This is a genomic window from Janthinobacterium sp. LM6 (genome assembly GCF_002002885.1).
Classification (GTDB): domain Bacteria; phylum Pseudomonadota; class Gammaproteobacteria; order Burkholderiales; family Burkholderiaceae_D; genus Janthinobacterium; species Janthinobacterium kumbetense.
The window spans coordinates 5985916-6007310 of the sequence record NZ_CP019510.1; the positions used below are offsets into that span (position 1 = coordinate 5985916).

General features: G+C 63.4%; 19 protein-coding genes. 13 read left to right on the top strand and 6 right to left on the bottom strand.

Annotation, left to right across the window (positions count from 1 at the left end; translation table 11 throughout):
• The first annotated feature begins 108 nt into the window (after positions 1-108).
• From BZG29_RS26305 to BZG29_RS26325, 5 genes are all read left to right on the top strand, one after another.
• A complete protein-coding gene (locus tag BZG29_RS26305; RefSeq protein WP_077408687.1) occupies positions 109-843 on the top strand; it encodes a response regulator transcription factor in 735 nt (244 codons plus the stop codon).
• Complete coding sequence (locus BZG29_RS26310) at positions 840-2372, top strand: sensor histidine kinase (protein WP_253192710.1); 1533 nt, start codon at positions 840-842, stop codon at positions 2370-2372. The genes BZG29_RS26305 and BZG29_RS26310 overlap by 4 nt, the downstream gene beginning before the upstream one ends.
• Entirely contained in the window at positions 2365-2679 is a 315-nt protein-coding gene (locus BZG29_RS26315; protein WP_077408688.1) for a DUF4212 domain-containing protein, read from the top strand. Before BZG29_RS26310 ends, BZG29_RS26315 begins: the two co-directional genes overlap by 8 nt.
• On the top strand, positions 2676-4724 hold the full coding sequence (locus BZG29_RS26320) for a sodium:solute symporter family protein (protein WP_077408689.1): 2049 nt from the start codon (positions 2676-2678) through the stop codon (positions 4722-4724). The genes BZG29_RS26315 and BZG29_RS26320 overlap by 4 nt, the downstream gene beginning before the upstream one ends.
• A gap of 118 nt (positions 4725-4842) precedes the next feature.
• Complete coding sequence (locus BZG29_RS26325) at positions 4843-6069, top strand: 6-phosphofructokinase (protein ID WP_077408690.1); 1227 nt, start codon at positions 4843-4845, stop codon at positions 6067-6069.
• On the opposite strand, the gene BZG29_RS26330 is transcribed toward BZG29_RS26325, so the two are convergent.
• Entirely contained in the window at positions 6066-6914 is an 849-nt protein-coding gene (locus BZG29_RS26330; RefSeq protein WP_077408691.1) for an IclR family transcriptional regulator, read from the bottom strand. The genes BZG29_RS26325 and BZG29_RS26330 overlap by 4 nt on opposite strands.
• A 163-nt stretch (positions 6915-7077) precedes the next feature.
• Here BZG29_RS26330 and BZG29_RS26335 point away from each other — a divergent pair, with 163 nt between their 5' ends.
• Positions 7078-8694 carry a choline dehydrogenase gene (locus tag BZG29_RS26335; RefSeq protein ID WP_077408692.1) on the top strand — a complete coding sequence of 539 codons (1617 nt, stop codon included), beginning with the start codon at positions 7078-7080 and terminating at the stop codon, positions 8692-8694.
• A 163-nt stretch (positions 8695-8857) separates the two neighbouring features.
• The gene (locus BZG29_RS26340) at positions 8858-10189 is read left to right on the top strand and encodes an MFS transporter (protein ID WP_077408693.1); all 1332 of its coding nucleotides are present in this window, start codon (positions 8858-8860) and stop codon (positions 10187-10189) included.
• A gap of 66 nt (positions 10190-10255) precedes the next feature.
• On the opposite strand, the gene purM is transcribed toward BZG29_RS26340, so the two are convergent.
• Complete coding sequence (gene purM / locus BZG29_RS26345) at positions 10256-11299, bottom strand: phosphoribosylformylglycinamidine cyclo-ligase (RefSeq protein WP_077408694.1); 1044 nt, start codon at positions 11297-11299, stop codon at positions 10256-10258.
• A 188-nt stretch (positions 11300-11487) separates the two neighbouring features.
• On the opposite strand from purM, the gene BZG29_RS26350 reads away from it, so the two are divergent.
• From BZG29_RS26350 to panB, 6 genes are all read left to right on the top strand, one after another.
• Complete coding sequence (locus tag BZG29_RS26350; RefSeq protein ID WP_077408695.1) at positions 11488-12570, top strand: AI-2E family transporter; 1083 nt, start codon at positions 11488-11490, stop codon at positions 12568-12570.
• Positions 12571-12647: 77 nt separating this feature from the next.
• Entirely contained in the window at positions 12648-13316 is a 669-nt protein-coding gene (gene hda, locus BZG29_RS26355) for a DnaA regulatory inactivator Hda (protein ID WP_034788687.1), read from the top strand.
• Positions 13316-13987, top strand: coding sequence for an HAD family phosphatase (locus tag BZG29_RS26360; RefSeq protein ID WP_077409306.1), 672 nt, complete (start codon positions 13316-13318; stop codon positions 13985-13987). Before hda ends, BZG29_RS26360 begins: the two co-directional genes overlap by 1 nt.
• The gene (gene pcnB / locus BZG29_RS26365; RefSeq protein ID WP_077408696.1) at positions 13980-15350 is read left to right on the top strand and encodes a polynucleotide adenylyltransferase PcnB; all 1371 of its coding nucleotides are present in this window, start codon (positions 13980-13982) and stop codon (positions 15348-15350) included. Before BZG29_RS26360 ends, pcnB begins: the two co-directional genes overlap by 8 nt.
• An 8-nt stretch (positions 15351-15358) precedes the next feature.
• Positions 15359-15847 (top strand): 2-amino-4-hydroxy-6-hydroxymethyldihydropteridine diphosphokinase, encoded by a 489-nt coding sequence (gene folK, locus BZG29_RS26370; protein ID WP_077408697.1) that lies wholly within the window; start codon positions 15359-15361, stop codon positions 15845-15847.
• Positions 15848-15956: 109 nt separating this feature from the next.
• On the top strand, positions 15957-16832 hold the full coding sequence (gene panB, locus BZG29_RS26375; protein WP_171985111.1) for a 3-methyl-2-oxobutanoate hydroxymethyltransferase: 876 nt from the start codon (positions 15957-15959) through the stop codon (positions 16830-16832).
• 99 nt (positions 16833-16931) lie between these two features.
• Here panB and BZG29_RS26380 read toward each other — a convergent pair whose 3' ends face one another.
• The 4 genes from BZG29_RS26380 to potA are packed head-to-tail and all read right to left on the bottom strand — an operon-like array spanning position 16932 to position 21383.
• Positions 16932-18419 carry an aldehyde dehydrogenase gene (locus BZG29_RS26380; protein WP_077408698.1) on the bottom strand — a complete coding sequence of 496 codons (1488 nt, stop codon included), beginning with the start codon at positions 18417-18419 and terminating at the stop codon, positions 16932-16934.
• 30 nt (positions 18420-18449) lie between these two features.
• Positions 18450-19301: an ABC transporter permease gene (locus tag BZG29_RS26385; protein WP_077408699.1), complete on the bottom strand. Its 852-nt coding sequence runs from the start codon at positions 19299-19301 to the stop codon at positions 18450-18452.
• The gene (locus BZG29_RS26390; protein ID WP_077408700.1) at positions 19298-20227 is read right to left on the bottom strand and encodes an ABC transporter permease subunit; all 930 of its coding nucleotides are present in this window, start codon (positions 20225-20227) and stop codon (positions 19298-19300) included. Before BZG29_RS26390 ends, BZG29_RS26385 begins: the two co-directional genes overlap by 4 nt.
• 7 nt (positions 20228-20234) lie before the next feature.
• Positions 20235-21383 (bottom strand): polyamine ABC transporter ATP-binding protein, encoded by a 1149-nt coding sequence (potA, locus tag BZG29_RS26395; protein ID WP_077408701.1) that lies wholly within the window; start codon positions 21381-21383, stop codon positions 20235-20237.
• Positions 21384-21395: the final 12 nt, after the last annotated feature.

Sequence of the window (21395 nt, forward strand, 5' to 3'; positions counted from 1 at the left end):
TTGTTTTGAAACAGATCAATACAACCCTGTTTTTCACAAAAATTCGCCACCTTGCGGAAAATGAAACACAATACAAGCTTCTACCGTCGCAAGCATAGGAAGTGCACCATGCGTATTTTACTTGCCGAAGATGACAGCGTGCTGGCCGATGGCCTGACCCGTTCGCTGCGCCAGTCCGGTTATGCGATCGACTACGTCAAGACCGGGCAAGAGGCCGATACGGCCCTGTCCACCCAGGAATTCGACTTGCTGATCCTCGACCTGGGCTTGCCCAAGATGTCCGGGCTGGAAGTGCTGCGCCGCCTGCGCGCGCGCGCCTCGCTGCTGCCCGTGCTGATCCTGACGGCCGCCGATTCCATCGAGCAACGCGTGAATGGCCTCGACCTCGGTGCCGATGATTATATGGCCAAGCCGTTCGCCTTGTCGGAACTGGAGGCAAGAGTGCGCGCCCTGACGCGCCGCGGCGCCGGCGGCGGCGCCACCATCATCAAGCACGGCCCCCTCAGCTACGACCAGGTGGGGCGCAGCGCCTACATCAACGACCAGATGCTCGACCTGTCGGCGCGCGAACTGGGCTTGCTGGAAATCCTGCTGGGCCGCACGGGCCGCCTTGTTTCAAAAGAGCAACTGGTCGACCACTTGTGCGAATGGGGCGAAGAAGTGTCGAACAACGCCATCGAAGTGTATGTCCACCGCCTGCGCAAGAAGATCGAAGTGGGCGGCGTGCGCATCGCCACCGTGCGCGGCCTCGGCTATTGCCTGGAAAAATACTCGGAAGCGGCGCGCCTGAACGCCGAAGCGGGCGAATCGGCAAGCCCGGCCAACGGACCCGCCAGCAAGTGAAGGCGCGCGAGGCGCCAGCGGACGAGGCGGACGACGACGACTGGTTCGAGCCGCCCACCACGGAGCAGGATGACACCATCGAGCATTCGCTGTTCGGCGAAATCCTCGACTGGATGCTGGCGCCCTTGCTGCTGCTGTGGCCGATGAGCATCGCCATCACCTATCTGGTGGCCAAGGGCATCGCCAATCAACCGTTCGACCATGCGCTGGAAGACAGCGTGACGGTGCTGACGCAGCAGGTCAAACAGGCCGATGGCGCGATGCTGCGCCACGTGCCGGACAAAAACGGCAAGGGCCGCGACTTCCTGCGCGGCGACGATGTCGACACACTGTATTACCTGGTGGTGGGCCCGCGCGGCGAATACCTGAACGGCGACCGCGATTTGCCGCCGCCGCAAGACCCCGACAAATACCGCAGCGGCATGGTGCTGTTTCGCAACGATACTATCCATGGCACGCCCGTGCGCGTGGCGTTCAGCTATCTCGACATTCCTTCCGGCAACGACGATGAACCCAGCCGCGCGCTGGTGCAAGTGGCGGAAACCCTGGAAAAGCGCGCCCAGCTGGCCAATGAAATCATCAAGGGCGTGATTTTGCCGCAGTTCATCATCCTGCCCGTGATCCTGGCCCTGGTCTGGTTTGCCCTGGCACGCGGCTTGTCGCCGCTGGCGCAATTGCAGGAACGCATACGCGCCCGCCCGCCCGACGATTTATCGCCCATCGAATCGGGCCAGGTGCCCGAGGAAATCACGCCGCTGGTCGGTTCGCTCAACGAGATGCTGGCGCGGCTGTCGCTGTCGATCGACATGCAGAAACGCTTCATCGCCGATGCCGCGCACCAGATGAAGACGCCGCTGGCCGGCATGCGCATGCAATCGGAGCTGGCCCTGCGCCAGACCGACCACGACGAGATCCACCGCTCGCTGCTGCAACTGGCGAAAAGTTCGGAAGCGGCCACGCGCCTGGTCAACCAGCTGCTGGCCCTGGCGCGCGCGGAAAACCAGCCGCAGGCGGGCACGGCATTCGAACCGATCGAGCTGAGCGAACTGGCGCGCGGCGTGGTGCAGGACTGGGTGCAAGCCTCGTTTGCCCAGCATATCGACCTGGGCTTCGAGCAGCCCGCGTATTCGATCCTGATTTCCGGCAATGCCATGATGCTGCGCGAGCTGCTGAGCAACCTCATCGACAATGCCTTGCGCTACACGCCGGCCGGCGGCAGCGTCACGGTGCGCGTGCGCAGCACCCTGGAACTGGCCATCCTGGAAGTGGAAGATACGGGCCCCGGCATTGCGCCGGCCGAGCGGGCGCACGTGTTCGAACGCTTTTACCGCATTCTCGGCAGCAATGTCGACGGTAGCGGCCTGGGCCTGGCCATCGTGCGCGAAATTGCCCAGCAGCATGGCGCCGAAGTCGATATTTTTAACAATCCGCGCGCGCAGTCGCCGAAGCTGCCGGGCACCCTGCTGCGCCTGAGCATCGCCCTGCTGTTGCCGGACGCGCCAGAAGAGGATGACATCACGTATGGATAAGCCGAGCCCACCCGCTCCTCCCGCGCGGCCGGCGCGCACGGCCAGCCCCGAGCTGCAGGCGCGCCTCGATGTGCACTGGCGCAAGACGCGGCGCCTGACGGCCATCCTGCTGCTGGTCTGGCTGCTGACGGGCTTCCTGACCGTGTTTTATGCGCGCGAACTGTTACATTTGAATCTATTCGGCTGGCCGCTGCCCTTCTATATGGCGGCCCAGGGCGCCTCGCTCGTGTACCTGGCCATCATCGCCTTGTATGCCTGGCGCATGCGGCGCCTCGACCGGGCTTTTCATGCCGAGGAGCAAGCATGAGCAGCCAGCGCAGCTTCTTTGCGCGCCTGTGCCGCTACTACCTGCTGTTTACCGCCGGTTTCGCCGCCTTCCTGCTGGCCCTGTCGGTACTGGAACAGGAAGGCATGCCGCGCGCATGGATCGGCTACCTGTTCATGCTCGTCACCATCACCCTGTACGCCACCATCGGCGTCATCAGCCGCACCTCGAACGTCACCGAATACTATGTGGCGGGGCGCAGGGTGCCGGCCATGTTCAACGGCATGGCCACGGCCGCCGACTGGATTTCGGCCGCCAGCTTCATCAGCCTGGCCGGCGGCCTGTACCTGAACGGCTTCGACGGCCTGGCCTTCATCATGGGCTGGACGGGCGGCTATTGCCTGGTGGCGCTGCTGATCGCGCCCTACCTGCGCAAGTTCAGCCAGTACACGATTCCCGATTTCCTCGCCGCCCGCTACGGCAGCGGCATCGACAAACGGGGCGCCAGCGTGCGCGTGGTGGCCGTGGCCGCCACCATCATCGTCTCGTTTACGTATGTGGTGGCGCAGATCTATGCCGTCGGCCTGATCGCCTCGCGCTTCACGGGCGTGGATTTTTCCGTCGGCATCTTCCTGGGCCTGGCCAGCATCCTCGTCTGCTCCTTTCTGGGCGGCATGCGCGCCATCACCTGGACGCAGGTGGCGCAGTACATCATCATCCTCGTCGCCTTTCTGATTCCCGCCATGTGGCTGTCGGTCAAGCATGCGGACAATCCCGTGCCGCAGATCGCCTACGGCAAGGTGCTGCCGCAACTGAGCGCGCGCGAACACGTGCTGGAAACGGACCCGAAAGAAAACGAAGTGCGCGCCATCTTCCGCCAGCGCGCGCACAGCTACCAGGCGCGCATCGACGGCTTGCCCGCCTCTTGGGAACAAGGCCATCTGACGGCGCAGCGCCAGCTCGATAGTTTGCGCCAGCGCAATGCTTCGCTGTTCGACATCCGCAACGCGGAGCGCACCCTGATCGCCTATCCGAAAAGTCCGGACGAGGCACGCGTGCTGTGGCAGGCGGCGCAGGCGCAAAACCAGAAACGCGCCGAGCCGATCATTCCGCACGCGCAGCCGTTTCCCGCCGCCGACCGCGAGCAGTCTGACATCAAGCGCAACAATTTCCTGGCCCTCGTGTTCTGCATGATGCTGGGCACGGCCGCCCTGCCGCATATCCTGATGCGATCGTACACCACGCCGTCCGTGCACGAAACGCGCGTCTCCGTCTTCTGGACCCTGTTCTTCATCTTGTTGATCTACCTCACGATTCCCGCGCTGGCCGTGCTGGTCAAGTACGATATTTACTCGGCCTTGGTCGGCACGCAATACGCGAACCTGCCCACCTGGGTGTCGTACTGGGCCAACGTGGACAAGCTCAGTCCCCTGATCAGCATCGTCGACGTCAACCGTGACGGCATCGTGCAACTGGCGGAAATTTCCATCGACGCCGACGTGCTGGTGCTGGCCACGCCCGAGATCGCCGGCCTGCCCTACGTGATTTCCGGCCTGGTGGCGGCCGGCGGCCTGGCTGCAGCCCTGTCGACGGCCGATGGCTTGCTGCTGGCCATCTCCAACGCCCTGTCGCACGACATTTATTACAAGGTGGTCGATCCCACGGCCTCGACGCAAAAGCGCGTGACGATTTCAAAATTGCTGCTGCTGGCCGTGGCCTTCATCGCCGCCTACGCGGCCTCGCAAAAGCCGGCGGATATTTTGTCGCTGGTGGGCGTGGCGTTCTCCCTGGCCGCCTCGACCCTGTTTCCGCCGCTGGTGCTGGGCGTGTTCTGGAACCGCGCCAACCACCAGGGCGCACTGGCCGGCATGCTGGCGGGCTTCGGCGTGTGCCTGTATTACATGCTGCACACGAGCACCATGCTGGGCGGTAATGCCAGCGGTCAATGGTTTCATATCGCACCCATTTCCGCCGGCATCTTCGGCGTGCCGGCCGGCCTGGCCGCCGCCGTGCTGGTCAGCTGGCTGACGCCGGCGCCTGGGCGCCGCAGCACGGGACTGGTCGAGCACATCCGGGCGCCGGAATAACAGCGCATCCCGGCCATGGGATGAGATGGAGAAATTCCGCGACAGAACTATCGGAAAAGACAGCGGCCCGGCAAAAAAGGAGTAGGCTGGAGGGCCGTTCCATTTACGAGGAAATCCCATGCCGTCTGGAAAAATTCTTGTCGCCCAAGGGGGTGGTCCCACCGCCGTCATCAACCAGTCGCTGGTGGGCGTGGTGCTCGAATCGCGGCGCTTTCAACATGTCACACGCGTGTATGGCGCGCTGCACGGCGTGCGCGGCATCGTCAATGAAGAATTCGTCGATCTGACGCAGGAAACCAGCCATAACCTGGAACTGGTGGCCGCCACGCCGTCCTCGGCCCTCGGTTCCACGCGCGACAAGCCCGATATTGCCTACTGCCAGCAAATCTTCGAAGTGCTGCGCGCGCATGAAATCGAACATTTCTTTTACATCGGCGGCAATGACTCGTCCGATACGGTGCGCATCGTCAGCGAGGAAGCGCACAAGGCCGGCTATCCGCTGCGCTGCATCCATATCCCGAAAACCATCGACAACGACCTTGTCGGCAGCGACCACACGCCCGGCTTTCCCTCGGCCGCGCGCTTCGTCGCGCAGGCGTTCGCCGGCGCCAACCTCGACAACGCGGCCTTGCCCGGCGTGTACGTGGGCGTGGTCATGGGCCGCCATGCGGGCTTTTTGACGGCCGCCTCGGCGCTGGGCAAGAAGTTCCCCGACGACGGCCCGCACCTGATCTACCTGCCCGAGCGCGTCTTTGCGCTGGATCAATTCCTCGCCGACGTGAAGGCCACGTATGAAAAACATGGCCGCTGCGTCATCGCCGTCTCGGAAGGCATCCACGACGCGTCGGGCGAGCCGATCGCCAGCCTGCTGGCCACACAGGCGGGCAATGCGGTCGAGCGCGATGCGCATGGCAACGTGCAATTGTCCGGCACGGGCGCGCTGGCCGACCTGCTGTGCGACGAAATCAAGGCGAAACTGGGCATCAAGCGCGTGCGCGGCGATACCTTCGGCTATCTGCAGCGCTCCTTCATCGGCTGCGTCTCTGATGTAGATCAACGCGAAGCCCGCGAAGTGGGCGAAAAGGCCGTGCAATTCGCCATGTGGGGCGACCGCGACGGTTCCGTCGCCATCAAGCGCACGGGTTTTTATTCCGTCGATTACGAGTTGCTGCCACTTTCCGATGTGGCGGGCAAGACACGCACCATGGAAGACGAATTCATCAGCGCCAGCGGCACGGACGTGACGGACGCTTTCCGGCTGTATCTGCGCCCGCTGCTGGGCTCGGGCATGCCGGACGCCTTCCGCCTGCGCGCAGCCAAGGTGGCAAAGGTGCTCAAGCCCTAGCTGTTTTCTGCCAGCAGCAGCGGCCGCAGCTTGACGGCCGCCTCCTTCAGTTGCGGCACGTGCTGCAGCAATTGCTCCACGGACTTTCTCGCCACGGGCGCGTGGCAGGCGACGGCCGCCACGATGCGCCCGTCGGCTGCGCAGATGGGCACGGCCACGGCGACCATGCCGTGCACGAATTCCTCGTCATCGATGCCGATGCCCAGGCGGGCGATGCGCACGATCTCGCGCTCCAGCAGCGCGGGATCCGTGATGCTTTTCGGCGTGCGCGCCTGCAGGGTCAGCATGGCCAGCAATTCGCGCCGCTCCAGCAGGGTCATGTGCGCCAGGAATAATTTTCCACTCGCCGTGCAATGCATGGGCGCGCGCGTGCCCAGCACCAGGTGCAGGCGCAGCGGTTCCTGGGTTTCAACGCGGTCCACATACACGATCGCATTGCCCTCCGGAATGGCCAGATTGCACGTCTCGCCCGTGGCCGCCACCAGGCTGCCCAGGATGCTGCGGCTCACGCGGATCAGGGCATTGTTGCGCAGGGTCGCCAAAGCCAGGTTGGTGGAAGCGGCACCCGGCACATAGCCGCGTCCGACGGGCGTGCGCAGCACATAGCCATGTTGCTCCAGGGTATCGAGCAAGCGCATCATGCTGGCCTTGGGCACCTGCATGCGCGCGGCCAGTTGCGACAGGGTCAAGGGCTGGCTGGCACTGGCCAGGTGCTCGATCAAACGCAGCACGCGCAAGCCCCGCGCCTCGTCGCCATGGCTGGCCGCCGCGCTCGCAGCCACCGCACCGCCCGCCGAGCCGTCTTCTTCGGCCTCGGCCTGCCGTTTTTGAAACGCATCATGCATGTTCTGTTTCACCTCTCGCGTATGCGGTGGTTTCCGCTTGTCCCGGTGCTGCACGTCTTTTATAAATGGAACCAGATGTTCCAAAAATAATCAATAAAGACCAGTGTATCGCAAAAAACGCCCGCCGAGGCGGCGCGATGCCGCAACGCAGGAGACAAGAGCAATGTTGCAAACACACTACGATTACATCGTCGTCGGCGCCGGTTCGGCCGGCTGCGTGCTGGCCAACCGCCTGTCGCACGACAGCAACAATCAGGTATTGCTGCTGGAAGCGGGCGGCAAGGACAACAATCCGTGGATACACGTGCCGGTCGGCTATTTCAAGACCATGCACGACCCGAATCTGGACTGGTGCTACCGCACGGAAGCGGACGCCGGCATCGCCGGGCGCCAGCTGCAATGGCCGCGCGGCAAGGTCTTGGGCGGCTCCAGCTCGCTCAACGGTCTGCTGTATGTGCGCGGCCAGAAAGAAGACTACGACCGCTGGGCCGAGCTGGGCAACGCTGGCTGGAGCTATGCCGAGGTGCTGCCCTACTTCAAGAAATCGGAAGACCAGGAACGCGGCGCCAGCGATTACCACGGCGTCGGTGGCCCATTGAAGGTGTCGGACTTGCGCCTGCGCCGTCCCATCGCGGAACACTTTATTGCCGGCGCCACGGAAAGCGGCATCCCCTTCAATGCCGATTACAACGGCGCCACGCAGGAAGGCGTCGGCTACTTCCAGCAGACGGCCAGCAAGGGCTTGCGCTGGAGCACGGCGAAAGCCTTCTTGCGGCCGGCCCGCAAGCGCGCCAACCTGCGCGTGGAAGTGCGCGCGCAGATCACCCGCGTGCTGTTCGAGGGCAAGCGCGCCGTCGGCATCGAGTTTCGGCAGGATGGCCAGTTGCGCCAGGCGCGCGCCAGCGGCGAAGTGATTTTATGCGCGGGCGCCATCGGCTCGCCGCAAATCCTGCAATGCTCGGGCGTGGGACCACGCGCACTGCTGGCTGACGTGGGCGTGCCTCTCGTGCACGACTTGCCCGGCGTGGGACAGAACCTGCAAGACCATCTGCAAATCCGCCTCGTCTTCAAGACGCGGCTGAAAACCCTGAACGATGAAGTCAACAGCCTGTGGGGCAAGCTGTGGGTGGGCATGCAATATGTGTTTTCCCGCTCGGGGCCGTTGACCCTGGCGGCCAGCCAGGTGACGGTATTTACCAAATCGTCACCCGAGGTGGAGCGGCCCGACATCCAGTTCCACATGCAGCCGCTAAGCGCCGACAAGCCGGGCGAAGGTGCGCATCCGTTTTCCGCCTTTACGTCGTCCGTGTGCCAGCTGCGCCCGCACAGCCGCGGTCACGTGTCGATCAAGTCCGCCGACCCGCTCGCCTATCCGGGCATCTACCCGAACTACCTGTCCGACCCGCGCGACCAGCAGACGGCGATCGCCGCCCTGCGCGTGGCGCGCAGAATCGCCGCCGCGCCGTCGCTGGCGCCGCACATCATTGCCGAATTCGTGCCCGGCCCGCAATTCGAAACGGATGCGGAATTGCTGGATGCGGCGCGGCGCTTCAGCCAGTCGATCTACCACCCGAGCGGCACCTGCAAGATGGGCCACGACGCCATGGCCGTCGTCGATGACCGCCTGCGCGTGCACGGCATGCAGAACCTGCGCGTGGTCGACGCGTCGATCATGCCGGAAATCGTCTCGGGCAACACGAACGCTCCCACCATCATGATCGCGGAAAAAGCGGCCGACATGATCCTGGCGGACGCCGTGCGGCTTCCCAGGGCGGCCTAGCCGGCGCCCCGCGCCTTCCCCATTCCACCCGACCAAGGAGGATGCCAGCGGCAGGCAGACCGGCCCGCCCCTGTTGTACCGGCCGCCGCGCCAGCAGCGCGGTGGTTGTAACCCAACCATCTAAAAAAAATACATAATCGATATCGATTGGAGACTAGATATTATGGATAACAATCCGAACAATCCGAAAAAAGCCAAAGAGCTGCGGAAAGTCGTGATGGCCAGCGTGATCGGCGCCACCATCGAGTGGTACGACTTCTTTTTATACGGCGTCGTCGCCGGCATCGTGTTCAGCAAGCTGTATTTCCCGGGCGGCGATCCGCTCGTCTCGACCATGCTGGCCTACGGCACCTTCGCCGTGGGCTTTCTGTCGCGCCCCATCGGCGGCGTGATCTTCGGCCACTTCGGCGACAAGATCGGCCGCAAGAGCATGCTGGTGATGACCCTGATGATCATGGGGATCTCCACCTTCCTGATCGGCGTGCTGCCCACCTACGACCACATCGGCTACTGGGCTCCCGGCCTGCTGCTGTTCCTGCGCGTGCTGCAGGGTATCGGCCTCGGCGGCGAATGGGGCGGCGCCGTGCTGATGGCGTATGAATATGCGCCGCCAAAAGACCGCGGCTTCTACGCCAGCTTGCCGCAGATCGGCCTGGCCATCGGCCTGTGCCTCGCTTCCGGCGTGGTGGCCATCCTGTCGTACAGCCTGACGGATGCGCAATTCCTGTCCTGGGGCTGGCGCGTGGCCTTCATCCTGTCGGCCGCCCTCGTCTTCATCGGCATGTGGATACGCCTGAACGTGATGGAAACGCCGGAATTCCAGGCCGTCAAGGAAAAGAACGCGGAAACGCAGATTCCGTTTTTCGACCTGTTGAAACGCTATCCGGGCAACGTCTTGAAAGGCATGGGCGCGCGCTACATCGATGGCGTGTTCTTCAATATCTTCGGCGTGTTTTCCATCACCTATCTGACCAACACCATCAAGATAGACCGCACGGAAGCGCTGATGGGCGTGATGGCGTCGGCTGTCGTGATGTGCTTCTGCATTCCGTTCTTCGGCCGCCTGTCGGACCGCATCGGCCGCAGCAAGGTGTTTTTCTGGGGTTCCTTGATCACGGGCGTGTCGGCCATCCCCGCCTTCTGGATCATGCTCAACCACGCCGACAATCCGCTGCTGCTGTGGTGTTCCGTGATCATCCCGCTGGGCGTGCTGTATTCGGCCGTGTACGGCCCGGAAGCGGCCCTGTTCTGCGACCTGTTCGACGCCAAGGTGCGCTACACGGGCATTTCCTTCGTGTACCAGTTCTCCGGCATCTTCGCCAGCGGCCTGACGCCCATCATCGCCACCTACCTGCTGAAAACGGGCAATGGCGAGCCGTGGCACATCGTCGGCTACATCCTGTTCGCCTCCCTCGTCTCGGCCGTCAGCGTGGCCATGATCGGCAGGGGCGGCTCGCAGCCGGATGGCCGCATGAAGCCCGCGCACGCAAGGTAAGCGACATCGGGACGTAAAAAAGGCAGGCCTCTCGCGAGTGCCTGCCTTGTTTGTTCAAGCTATAGCTTAAATAACGATGGTTTGATGCTCGTCACCCACGCGGGCGCGGATGGTGCCGATGCGCGAGACGGTTTCGCCGGCCGCTTGCAGCTGGGCGATGGCGGCGTCCGCGTTTTCCTGCGAGACGATGACGGTCATGCCGATGCCGCAGTTGAAGACGCGGTGCATTTCGGCGTCAGCCACGCCGCCGTGCTGCTGCAGCCACGTGAACAGCGGTGGCATGGTCCACGATTTCGAGTCCAGTTCGGCCACCAGGCCAGGCTGCAGCACGCGCGGGATGTTTTCCACCAGGCCGCCACCGGTGATGTGCACCATGCCCTTGACTTCCATGGCATCCATCAGCGCCAGCAATGGCTTGACGTAGATGCGCGTCGGCTGCATCAGCACGTCGGCCAGCTTGCGGCCATGGAAGTCGCCTTCCAGGTCCGGTTTTGCCACTTCGATAATCTTGCGCACCAGCGAGTAACCATTCGAGTGCACGCCCGACGAGGCCAGACCCAGCACCACGTCGCCCGGGGCGATCTTGGTGCCGTCGATGATTTTCGATTTTTCCACGGCGCCGACGGCAAAACCTGCCAGGTCGTATTCTCCGGCCGGGTACATGCTCGGCATTTCCGCCGTTTCGCCGCCGATCAGCGCGCAGCCCGCTTGTTCGCAACCCTGGGCGATGCCCTTGATGACGTCGGTGGCGATGGCCACGTCCAGCTTGCCGCAAGCGAAGTAGTCGAGGAAGAACAGCGGTTCGGCGCCTTGCACCAAGATGTCGTTGACGCTCATGGCGACCAGGTCGATGCCGACCGTGTCGTGGCGGTTCAGTTCGAACGCCAGGCGCAATTTCGTGCCCACGCCGTCGGTGCCCGAGACCAGCACCGGTTCCTTGTACTTCTTGCTGATTTCAAACATGGCGCCAAAACCGCCCAGGCCGCCCATCACGCCTTCGCGCAGGGTGCGCTTGGCAAACGGCTTGATTGCTTCGACTAAAGCGTCGCCTGCGTCGATATCGACGCCAGCGTCACGGTAGGAAAGGGAAACATTAGAAGTCTGGTTCATGGTGTGGTGGCAGCGGAGGCGGTAAAATAGAAGGCGGATACCCGCCGACACGCGCGCGCAAGCATGTTTTTCAACATCAAGCGGCAGGGCGCCAGCGGGTGAATTCGGTCGATCAAGTCGCTATTTTATCAAACTGCCCCGCCATTTCGTAATTAACTGCCTTTTTTTAACGCAACAGCACAAACTACATGCCATTCGCCATCACCGCCGAACAGAAGCAAACAGCATTTTGGATCGCGGTCTGGCTGGCATTCCTGCTGCTGCTCGTCAGCCTGGGCCCCATCCTGACGCCCTTCCTGGCCGCCGCCATCCTCGCCTACGTGCTCAATCCCGGCGTGGACCGATTGCAACGCCTGCATTACAAGCGCTTTTACCTGCCCCGTCCTCTGGCCGTGCTGGTCGTCGTAGTGTTGTTTTTCCTCGCCATTACGGCGCTGGTGCTGATCGTCGTGCCCGTTCTGCAGAAGGAAATCCCCTTGCTGCAGGCGCAAATCCCCCAGTTTCTCAGCAAGGCCAACGAATTCCTCGCGCCGAAGCTACGCGACCTGGGCATCCGCGTACGGCTGGACGGCACGGGCATCAAACGCATGCTGAGCCAGCAGATGGCCACCAGCGGCGATGAAATCTGGAGCACGGTACTCGCCTCGGCCCGCATCGGCGGCACGGCTGTGCTGGGCTGGCTGGCCACCGTGGTGCTGATTCCCGTCGTGCTGTTTTACTTGTTGCTGGATTGGCATCCGATGCTGGCGCGCATCGCCGGCGCCGTGCCGCGCCGCTGGGTGGGCCGCACCGTGGGCATGGCGCAGGAAGTCGATACCCTGCTGGCGCAATACCTGCGCGGCCAGTTGCTCGTCATGCTGGTGCTGGCCACGTATTACTCGGTGGCGCTGGCCATCGCCGGTTTTGAAGTGGCATTGCCTGTAGGCATCATCACAGGCTTGCTGGTATTCATCCCCTACCTGGGCTTCGGCCTGGGGCTGATGCTGGCGCTGATCGCCGCCCTGCTGCAGTTCGCCGACTGGAGCGGCGTCATCGCCGTGGCCGTCATCTACGGCTGCGGCCAGGTCATCGAAGGCTTTTTCCTGACGCCGCGCCTGGTGGGCGAGCGCATCGGCCTGAACCCGCTGGCCGTGATCTTCGCCTTATTGGCTTTCGGGCAACTGTTTGGTTTCGTCGGCGTACTGCTCGCTTTACCCGCTTCTGCCGTGTTGATGGTCGCTTTTAAGCATCTAAGACGCCACTACCTGTCCAGCACCTTCTATAATGCATAATAAAAGCGGATATCATATCAACCTGGCAATACCAATGATGCACAAGCAGTAATGAAAAACAGGACAAGGCGTACGCCATGAAACAACTGGTGCTCGATTTAGGCACAGACCAGGCGCACAGCCTCGATACCTTCGAGGTGGGACAGAATGCCGAAGTGGCGCAGCTGATGCGCCAGTTCGCCGCGCGCACTTCGCGCGAACATTTTGCCTACCTGTGGGGCGAACTGGCCGCCGGCAAGAGCCATCTGCTCAAGGCCCTGGCCAGCACCGAGCGCGCGCGCTACATTTCGCCATTCTCGATCGAGTCCGAATTCGTGTATTCGCCAGACGTCGACCTGTACCTGCTCGACGACTGCGAAAAGCTGTCGCCGCTGGCGCAGATCGACGCCTTTGCCCTGTTCAATGAAATCCGCGCCAACAAGGCCTATATGGTATGCAGCGGCGCCGTGCCGCCGGCCGTGCTGCCCGTGCGCGAAGACTTGCGCACACGCATGGGCTGGGGCCTGATCTACCAGATCCACGGCTTGACTGACGATGAAAAAATCGCCGCCCTGACCCAGGCGGCCACCACCCGCGGCTTGACCTTGTCGCCCGGCGTGTTACCCTATCTGCTGTCCCATTTCCGGCGCGACATGCGTTCGCTGTCGACGATGCTGGACTCTCTCGACCTCTACTCCCTGGAAACCCAACGCCCGATCACCTTGCCATTGTTGCGCGAGTTGCTGCAGGCGGAAGCGAAAGAATGATGAATCTGGCCCTGTTTGACCTCGACCACACCCTGCTGCCCATCGACTCGGATCACGAGTGGGGCGAATTCCTGGTACGCATCGGTGCCGTGGACGCCGCCGAATTCACCCGCCGCAACGACGAATTTTTCGCGCAATACCAGGCCGGCACGCTCGATCCGGTGGAATACCTGGAATTTTCCCTCGGCACCCTGGCGCAATTCCCGCGCGAACGCCTGGAAGCGCTGCACCGCCAATTCATGGCAGAAGTGGTCTTGCCGGCCATCCGCCCGGAAGTCGTGGCCCTGCTGAAACAGCACCAGGACGCGGGCGACCTGCTGGCCATCGTCACGGCCACCAACCATTTCATCACCAAACCCATCGCCGATGCGCTGGGCGTCGAGCACCTGCTGGCCGCCATGCCCGAATATGACGCGCAAGGCAATGTCACGGGCAGGCTGCTGGGCACGCCGACCCTGGGCGCGGGCAAGCTGACCCACACCCATGCCTGGCTGGAAAAAATGGGCAAGGAACTGGGGCAGTTCGAGCGCAGCTATTTTTACAGCGATTCGCACAACGACATTCCCTTGCTGTCCGTCGTGACACACCCTGTCGCGACCAATCCCAACACCGCTTTGAGCGCACACGCATCCCTCCACGGCTGGCCATCACTCCACTTATTCAATGATTAAAAAATTCATCCGCAAGATCCTCGGCGTTAAAAAAGAGGCAGCGCGCGACACCACGGCACCCATCGTGCTCGGTCCTGCGCAACACGGAATCGACCCGAAACTGGTGTCGTCGAATGCCATCCGCGTCACCAGCAGCCTGCAGGAAGCGGGCTTCGAGGCCTTTGTCGTCGGCGGCGCCGTGCGCGACCTGCTGCTGGGCGTCAAACCCAAGGACTTCGACATCGCCACCAACGCCACGCCGGAACAGGTCAAGCGCTTGTTCCGCCGCGCCTTCATCATCGGCAAGCGCTTCCAGATCGTGCACGTGATGTTCGGCCAGGATTTGCTGGAAGTGACGACCTTCCGCGGCGCCGGCGCCGATTCCGCGCCCAAGGATGAACATGGCCGCGTCCTGCGCGACAACACCTTCGGCTTGCAGCACGAAGACGCGCTGCGCCGCGATTTCACCATCAACGCCATGTACTACAACCCGGCCACGCAGGAAGTGCTCGATTACCACGGCGGCGTGGAAGACATCCGCGCCAAGACCCTGCGCATGATCGGTAAACCAGAGGAACGCTACCGCGAAGATCCCGTGCGCATGCTGCGCGTGGTGCGCTTTGCCGCCAAGCTGAAATTCACCATCGAGCCGCACACGGCCGCGCCGATTCCCGTCATGGCGCCGCTGATCAACAACGTGCCCGCGCCGCGTGTGTTCGATGAAATGCTCAAACTCCTGATGAGCGGCCACGCGCTGGCTTGCCTGCAGCAACTGCGCAAGGAAGGCTTGCACCACGGCCTGCTGCCGCTGCTCGACGTGGTGCTGGAGCAGCCGCTGGGCGCGAAATTCGTCACCCTGGCGCTGGACGCCACCGACCAGCGCATCGCCGCCGGCAAGACCGTCTCGCCGGGCTTCCTGTTTGCCTCGCTGCTGTGGCACCAGGTGCTGGAAAAATGGACGGCCTACCGCGCCGCCGGCGAGTCGACGATTCCCGCGCTGCACCTGGCGGCCGACGACGTGCTCGATTCGCAGACGGAAAAACTGGCCTTGCAGCGCAAGATCGGCTCGGACATGCGCGACATCTGGTCGATGCAGCCGCGCTTCGAGCGCCGCGTCGGCAAGGCGCCGTACAAATTGCTCGAGCACCTGCGCTTCCGCGCCGGCTACGACTTCCTGCTGCTGCGCTGCGCCTCGGGCGAGATCGACATGGACATCGGCGAATGGTGGACGGCCTTCTATGAAGGCGACGAGGAAACGCGCGAAGCGCTGCTCGTCAGCGCGAATGCCGCGCCGGGCGCCGTCAAGAAGAAACGTCCGCCACGCCGCAGCACGCGCAGCAAAACGGGTGGCGGCACCACCACCGGCAGCACCAGCGGCGAGTAAACGCAGCCATGCAGCCAGCAACGGAAGTTATCGCTTACATCGGCATCGGGGCCAACCTGGGCGACGCGCGCGCGAATGTGCAGGATGCGCTTGCGCGCCTGGCGCGCCTGCCCGGCGCCAGCTTGCTGGACGCCTCGGCCAGCTATCGCACGGCGCCCATCGATTCCAGCGGCGACGACTACATCAACGCCGTGGCGCGCATCACGACCACCGTGCCGGCGGAAGAGCTGCTGCTGGCCCTGCACGCCATCGAGGCGGCGCACGGGCGCGAACGGCCCTACCGCAACGCCCCGCGCACCCTGGACCTGGACTTGCTGCTGTACGGCGATGAACAGATCGCCAGCGCCACCCTGACGGTGCCCCATCCGCGCCTCACCGAGCGCGCCTTCGTGCTGGTGCCGCTGCTGGCCCTGGCGCCGGCCATCGTCGTGCCCGGTCTGGGCCCGGCGCAGGACTACCTGACAAGCGTGGCCGACCAGGCCATCAGCCAGCTCTGACCCGTTTCACTCCCATCCTCTACAATGCCGCTCCTGCAGCACGCCGCATAAAGTACTACACTAGCGGCGTCGCAATCGCATCACCCCCCTTTCACTCTAGAGAATACCTATGTCCGCTTATTTGCAAGGAACAGATCTGGCCGCCAAAGACAAGGCCGCCACACCGGCGCCGGCGCCATCCAAGCCTGTCGCCAACAAGGCCGTGACCATCCATACGCTGGCCACGCTGCGCGCTGCCGGCGAAAAGATCTCCATGCTGACCTGCTATGACGCCAGCTTCGCGTCCCTGATGGACCGCTGCGGTGTGGAAATCCTGCTGATCGGCGATTCGCTCGGCATGGTCTGCAACGGCCTCAACTCCACCCTGCCCGTCACCGTGGCCGAACTGGCCTACCACACAGCTTCCGTCGCGCGCGGCAGCAAGTCGGCCATGATCGTCTCGGACCTGCCGTTCGGCGCGTACGGCACGCCTGAAACGGCTTACGCCAACGCCGTCATCCTGATGCAGGCGGGCGCGCACATGATCAAGATCGAAGGCGGCGCCTGGCTGGCCGAGACCGTCCGTTTCCTCACCGAGCGCGGCATCCCCATCTGCGCCCACATCGGCCTGACGCCGCAATTCGTGCACCAGCTGGGCGGCTATAAGGTGCAGGGCAAGAGCACGGAAAGCGCCGCCGAGCTGAAAAACGACGCACTGGTGCTGCAAAACGCGGGCGCCGCCATCGTGCTGATGGAAGCCATGCCGTCGCAGCTGGGCAAGGAAGTGACCGAGATGCTGACGATCCCGACGATCGGCATCGGCGCCGGTCCCGATTGCTCGGGCCAGGTCCTCGTCATGCACGACATGCTGGGCGTCTTCCCAGGCCGCAAGGCACGCTTCGTGCGCAACTTCATGGAAGGCGCGGCCAGCATCGACGACGCCGTCACCGGCTATGTCAAAGCCGTCAAGGACGGCAGCTTCCCGGCGCTGGAACACTGCTTCTGATTGCACTTAGCGAGCCACTGATTGACGCTTTAGTCCGCAGATGAAAGCCAGGGTCAGCCCCCGTCGGGTCTGACCCTGGCTTTTAGGCCAACAATACGCCTACCCCACCTGTATCCACGTCGTCTTCAACTCCGTGTACTTATCCAGCGCGTGCAGCGACTTGTCGCGCCCGTTGCCCGACTGTTTATAACCGCCGAACGGCACGGTGATGTCGTCGCCATCGTACTGGTTGACGTGCACGGTGCCCGCGCGCAGGACGCGCGCCGTCTGGATGGCCTTGGTGATGTCGGATGTCCACACGGCCGCCTGCAAGCCGTACGGCGTGGCGTTGGCCTGTTTCACCGCCTCGGCGATGTCCGTAAAGCCCAGCACGGACAAGACGGGCCCGAATATCTCTTCGCGCGCGATCGTCATGCCGGCGTCCACGCCGAAGATGGTCGGCTGCACGTAATAGCCGCCCGTATCAAGGCGCACGGCCTCGCCGCCGCCCAGCAGCTGCGCGCCTTCCTGCTTGCCGGAAGCGATATAGTCCATCACGGTCTTCATCTGCGTGGCGTCGACAATCGCCCCCATGACGGTGGCTTCGTCGAGCGGGTCGCCGGGCTGGAAACGGGGCAGCATGGCCAGCGCCTTGGCGACAAATTCTTCCCTGATCGACTCTTCCACGAACAGGCGCGAGGGCGCGTTGCAGCTTTCGCCCTGGTTGAAAAAGATGGAACCGACGGCGGCCGCCACGGCCTTGTCCAGGTCCGGGCAATCGGCGCACACGATGTTGGCGGACTTGCCGCCCAGTTCCGTCCACGCCCGTTTCAGATTCGACTGGCCCGCCATCTGCACGATCAGTTTCCCCGTGCGCGTGGAACCCGTAAAGCCGATGCAATCGACGTCCATGTGCAGCGCCAGCGCGGCGCCCGCCTCGTGGCCGTAGCCTGGCAGCACGTTGAACACGCCCGCCGGCACACCCGCTTCCAGCGCGATATCGGCCAGGCGCAGCGCCGTCAATGGCGATTTTTCAGACGGCTTCAATATCACGCTGTTGCCGGCCGCGAGGGCGGGCGCGATCTTCCAGGCGGCCATGATCATCGGGTAGTTCCACGGCACGATGGCGGCGACGACGCCCACCGGTTCGCGCGTGATCAGGGCCAGGCTGTTGGCGGGTGTCGGCGCGATTTCATCGTAGACCTTGTCGATCGCCTCGCCGTACCAGCGCAGGCAGTTGGCCGTGGCGCCCACGTCCACGCTCTGGCTGTACTTGATCGGTTTACCCATGTCCAGGGTTTCCAGCAGGGCCAGTTCGGGACCGTATTTCTGCACCAGGTCGGCGAACTTGATCAATATCCGCTTGCGCTGCGCCGGCGATTTACCGGCCCAGCGGCGGTCGTCAAAGGCGACGCGCGCGGCCTGCACGGCCGCCTCCACGTCGGCGCCGTCGCAGCGGGCCACCTGCCCCAGCAGACGTCCGTCGATGGGCGACAGATTGTCGAAAGTCTGGCCGGACCTGGCCGCAACCCGTTCGCCGTTGATGACGGCGCGGCCATCGATCTTGATCTCTGCGGCCCGTGCGTGCCAGCTGGTGTTTTCCGTCATGGTCGTCTCCTGTGTCAGTTTACAAGCAGCTTACTCCTGGTCCGCCGAATACGCCGCGGACAGTTGCTTGCGGCGTCTGCGGTCGGCGCGCGCCAGCATCACGGCATACGTGATCACGGCGAGCGTCACGACGAGGATGGTCAGCGCGGCGATGGCATTGACGCGCGGGTCGAGTCCCAGGCGCGCGCGAGAGAAAATTACCAGCGGCATCGTCGTCGAACCGGGGCCGGACAGGAACGCGGAGAGCACCACGTCGTCCAGCGACAGGGTAAATGTCAGCAACCAGGCAGAAGCCAGGGCCTGCGTGATGTTCGGCAGGGTCACGAGGAAGAACACCTGGTGCGCGCGGCAACCGAGGTCCATCGCCGCCTCGGCCAATGATTTACTCATTTCCTGCAGGCGCGATTGCACCACCACGGCAGCATACGCCATGCCCAGCAAGGTGTGGCCGAGCCAGATGGTCAGCACGCCCCGCTCGGGAAAGCCGAAGACCTTTTGCATGGACACCAGCATCAGCAGCAAGGATAAGCCGATGATCACTTCCGGCATCACCAACGGCGCGCTGACCATGGCGGAAAACACGGTGCGGCCACGGAAGCGCTGGTAGCTGGTCAAGGCGAAGGCGGCGAACGTGCCCAGGATGACGGACGAGGTGGCCGACATGAAGGCGATCTTCAAGGACAAACCGAAACCCGCGATGATTTCCGTATCGCTCATCAGCTCCTGGTACCAGCGCAGCGAGAAGCCGCTCCACACCATGTCCTGGCGCGAGCTGTTGAACGAAAAGACGATCAGCACGATGATGGGCAGGTACAGGAACAGATAACCGAGCGAGAGCCAGCCGCGGCCGAACCAGCGCTGCAGGAAAGTACGTCCGTTCATGTGCGCTCCTCCGCGTCCTGGTCCGTCTTGTATTTGTTAAAAATGGCCATCGGCACAAGGATCAGCAGGATCACCAGCACCGTCACCGACGAAGCCATGGCCCAGTCGTTATTCGTGAAGTACTCATCCCACAGCACACGGCCGATCATCAGGGTTTCCGGGCCGCCCAGCAGTTCGGGAATCACGTATTCGCCCACGGACGGGATGAACACCAGCATGGCGCCGGCGATGATGCCCGACTTCGACAGGGGCACCGTGATGCGCCAGAACGCCTGCAATGGCGTGGCGCCCAGGTCGGCCGCCGCTTCCAGGTAGCGCATGTCCATTTTGACCAGATTGGCGTACAGGGGCAGGATCATGAACGGCAGGTAGGCGTACACCATGCCGACCACCAGGGAAAACGAGGTATTCATCATGTGCAGCGGTTCGCTCACCACGCCCAGCGCGATCAGCAGGTCGTTGAGCAAGCCGTGATTGGCCAGGATGCCCTTCCACGCGTACACGCGCAGCAGGAACGAGGTCCAGAACGGCAGCATCACCAGCATCATCAGCACGGGGCGTATCGACGGTTTGGCGCGCGCCATGAAGTAGGCAAACGGATAGCCGATACACAGGCAGATGGCGGTGGTGATGGCTGCGTACTTGATGGAACTGAGGTAGGTGAGCAGATACAGTTCATCGGCGGCGATGAACAGGTAATTGGCGACTTTCACCTTCAGCACGACGATGCCGTCGACATACGACAGCAAGCCGCCGAACGGACTGCCCGCCGTGTCCATGTCGGACAGGCTGATGCGCAGCACGATCAGGAACGGTATTAAAAAGGCGGCCGTCAGGAACAGCGCGGGCACGGCGATGACGGCGTTGCGCCCAGTGACCCAACGCAGGGTGACGAGCTTGCGCAGCAATTGCAGAATAGGCGTCATGATGGCCTCAGCTGGTCAGCACGACGATGTCGGCGCCATCCCACCATACCCACACGCGCTGTTCGCGCTCGAGGCGCGAGACATCGTGGCGGGCCGCGTTGGTGCGCGAGACTTTCACCACCGTGCCGCTGTCGAGGCGCACGTGGTAGCTGGTTTCATTGCCAAAATACGCCATGGCGACGATCACGCCCTGGGCGCAGTTGTAGCCGTGTTCGGCCGGCGACGCGCGCTCTTCCAGGGCGGGTGGTTCGATCTGGATGCCGATTTTCTCGGGGCGCACGGCCACCGAGACATCCATGCCCAGGTTGCCCGTGATGCCATGCGCGACATACTGGCGGCCGTCGGGCGTGTCGATGATCACGTGATCCGGTTCGTCTTCCGTGATGCGGCCGTCGAACAGGTTGACGCTGCCGATGAAGTCGGCCACGAAACGGCAGTTCGGCGTTTCGTAGATTTCGCCGGGCGCGCCCACCTGCAGGATGCGCCCTTCGCTCATGACGGCGATGCGCGTGGCCATGCTCATGGCCTCGTCCTGGTCATGCGTGACCATCACGCAGGTGACGCCCACCTGCTCGATGATGTTGACCAGTTCCATCTGCGTGCGCTCGCGCAGTTTTTTATCCAGCGCGCCCAACGGCTCGTCGAGCAGCAGCAACTGCGGACGCTTGGCCAGGCTGCGCGCCAGCGCCACGCGCTGCTGCTGCCCGCCCGACAGCTGGTGCGGCTTGCGCTTCGCGTATTGGCCCAGCTGCACCAGCGCCAGCATCTGCTCGACCCGCGCCGCCACTTCCGCTTTCGGCAAGCCGTCGCGGCGCAGGCCGAAGGCGATGTTGTCCCACACGGACAGATGGGGGAACAGCGCATACGACTGGAACATCATGTTGATGGGCCGCTGGTGCGGCGGCACATCGACGATACTGTTGCCCGCCAGGGCGATGCGCCCCGACGTCGGCGTCTCGAAACCGGCCAGCATGCGCAGCAGGGTCGACTTGCCGCAACCTGAACTGCCCAGCAGGGCGAAGATCTCGCCCTTGTTGATCGTCACGGAAATTCCATCGACGGCGCGCACGCCATCGAATTCCTTGACCAGCTGATCAATCAGCAAGAAAGGCGCTGGGGCGTCGCTGGCCGACGCGGCGGGTGTTGCTATCGTCATTGTGGGTAGCTT

Bases quoted from the DNA above. Each gene is read 5' to 3' on its own strand.
- BZG29_RS26305 (WP_077408687.1), top strand. From the start codon at position 109: ATGCGTATTTTACTTGCCGAAGATGACAGCGTGCTGGCCGATGGCCTG.
- BZG29_RS26350 (WP_077408695.1), top strand. From the start codon at position 11,488: ATGCCATTCGCCATCACCGCCGAACAGAAGCAAACAGCATTTTGGATC.
- purM (WP_077408694.1), bottom strand. From the start codon at position 11,299: ATGAACCAGACTTCTAATGTTTCCCTTTCCTACCGTGACGCTGGCGTC.
- hda (WP_034788687.1), top strand. From the start codon at position 12,648: ATGAAACAACTGGTGCTCGATTTAGGCACAGACCAGGCGCACAGCCTC.
- folK (WP_077408697.1), top strand. From the start codon at position 15,359: ATGCAGCCAGCAACGGAAGTTATCGCTTACATCGGCATCGGGGCCAAC.
- BZG29_RS26335 (WP_077408692.1), top strand. From the start codon at position 7,078: ATGTTGCAAACACACTACGATTACATCGTCGTCGGCGCCGGTTCGGCC.
- BZG29_RS26320 (WP_077408689.1), top strand. From the start codon at position 2,676: ATGAGCAGCCAGCGCAGCTTCTTTGCGCGCCTGTGCCGCTACTACCTG.
- BZG29_RS26340 (WP_077408693.1), top strand. From the start codon at position 8,858: ATGGATAACAATCCGAACAATCCGAAAAAAGCCAAAGAGCTGCGGAAA.
- pcnB (WP_077408696.1), top strand. From the start codon at position 13,980: ATGATTAAAAAATTCATCCGCAAGATCCTCGGCGTTAAAAAAGAGGCA.
- BZG29_RS26330 (WP_077408691.1), bottom strand. From the start codon at position 6,914: ATGCATGATGCGTTTCAAAAACGGCAGGCCGAGGCCGAAGAAGACGGC.
- potA (WP_077408701.1), bottom strand. From the start codon at position 21,383: ATGACGATAGCAACACCCGCCGCGTCGGCCAGCGACGCCCCAGCGCCT.
- panB (WP_171985111.1), top strand. From the start codon at position 15,957: ATGTCCGCTTATTTGCAAGGAACAGATCTGGCCGCCAAAGACAAGGCC.
- BZG29_RS26325 (WP_077408690.1), top strand. From the start codon at position 4,843: ATGCCGTCTGGAAAAATTCTTGTCGCCCAAGGGGGTGGTCCCACCGCC.
- BZG29_RS26385 (WP_077408699.1), bottom strand. From the start codon at position 19,301: ATGAACGGACGTACTTTCCTGCAGCGCTGGTTCGGCCGCGGCTGGCTC.
- BZG29_RS26360 (WP_077409306.1), top strand. From the start codon at position 13,316: ATGAATCTGGCCCTGTTTGACCTCGACCACACCCTGCTGCCCATCGAC.
- BZG29_RS26315 (WP_077408688.1), top strand. From the start codon at position 2,365: ATGGATAAGCCGAGCCCACCCGCTCCTCCCGCGCGGCCGGCGCGCACG.
- BZG29_RS26380 (WP_077408698.1), bottom strand. From the start codon at position 18,419: ATGACGGAAAACACCAGCTGGCACGCACGGGCCGCAGAGATCAAGATC.
- BZG29_RS26390 (WP_077408700.1), bottom strand. From the start codon at position 20,227: ATGACGCCTATTCTGCAATTGCTGCGCAAGCTCGTCACCCTGCGTTGG.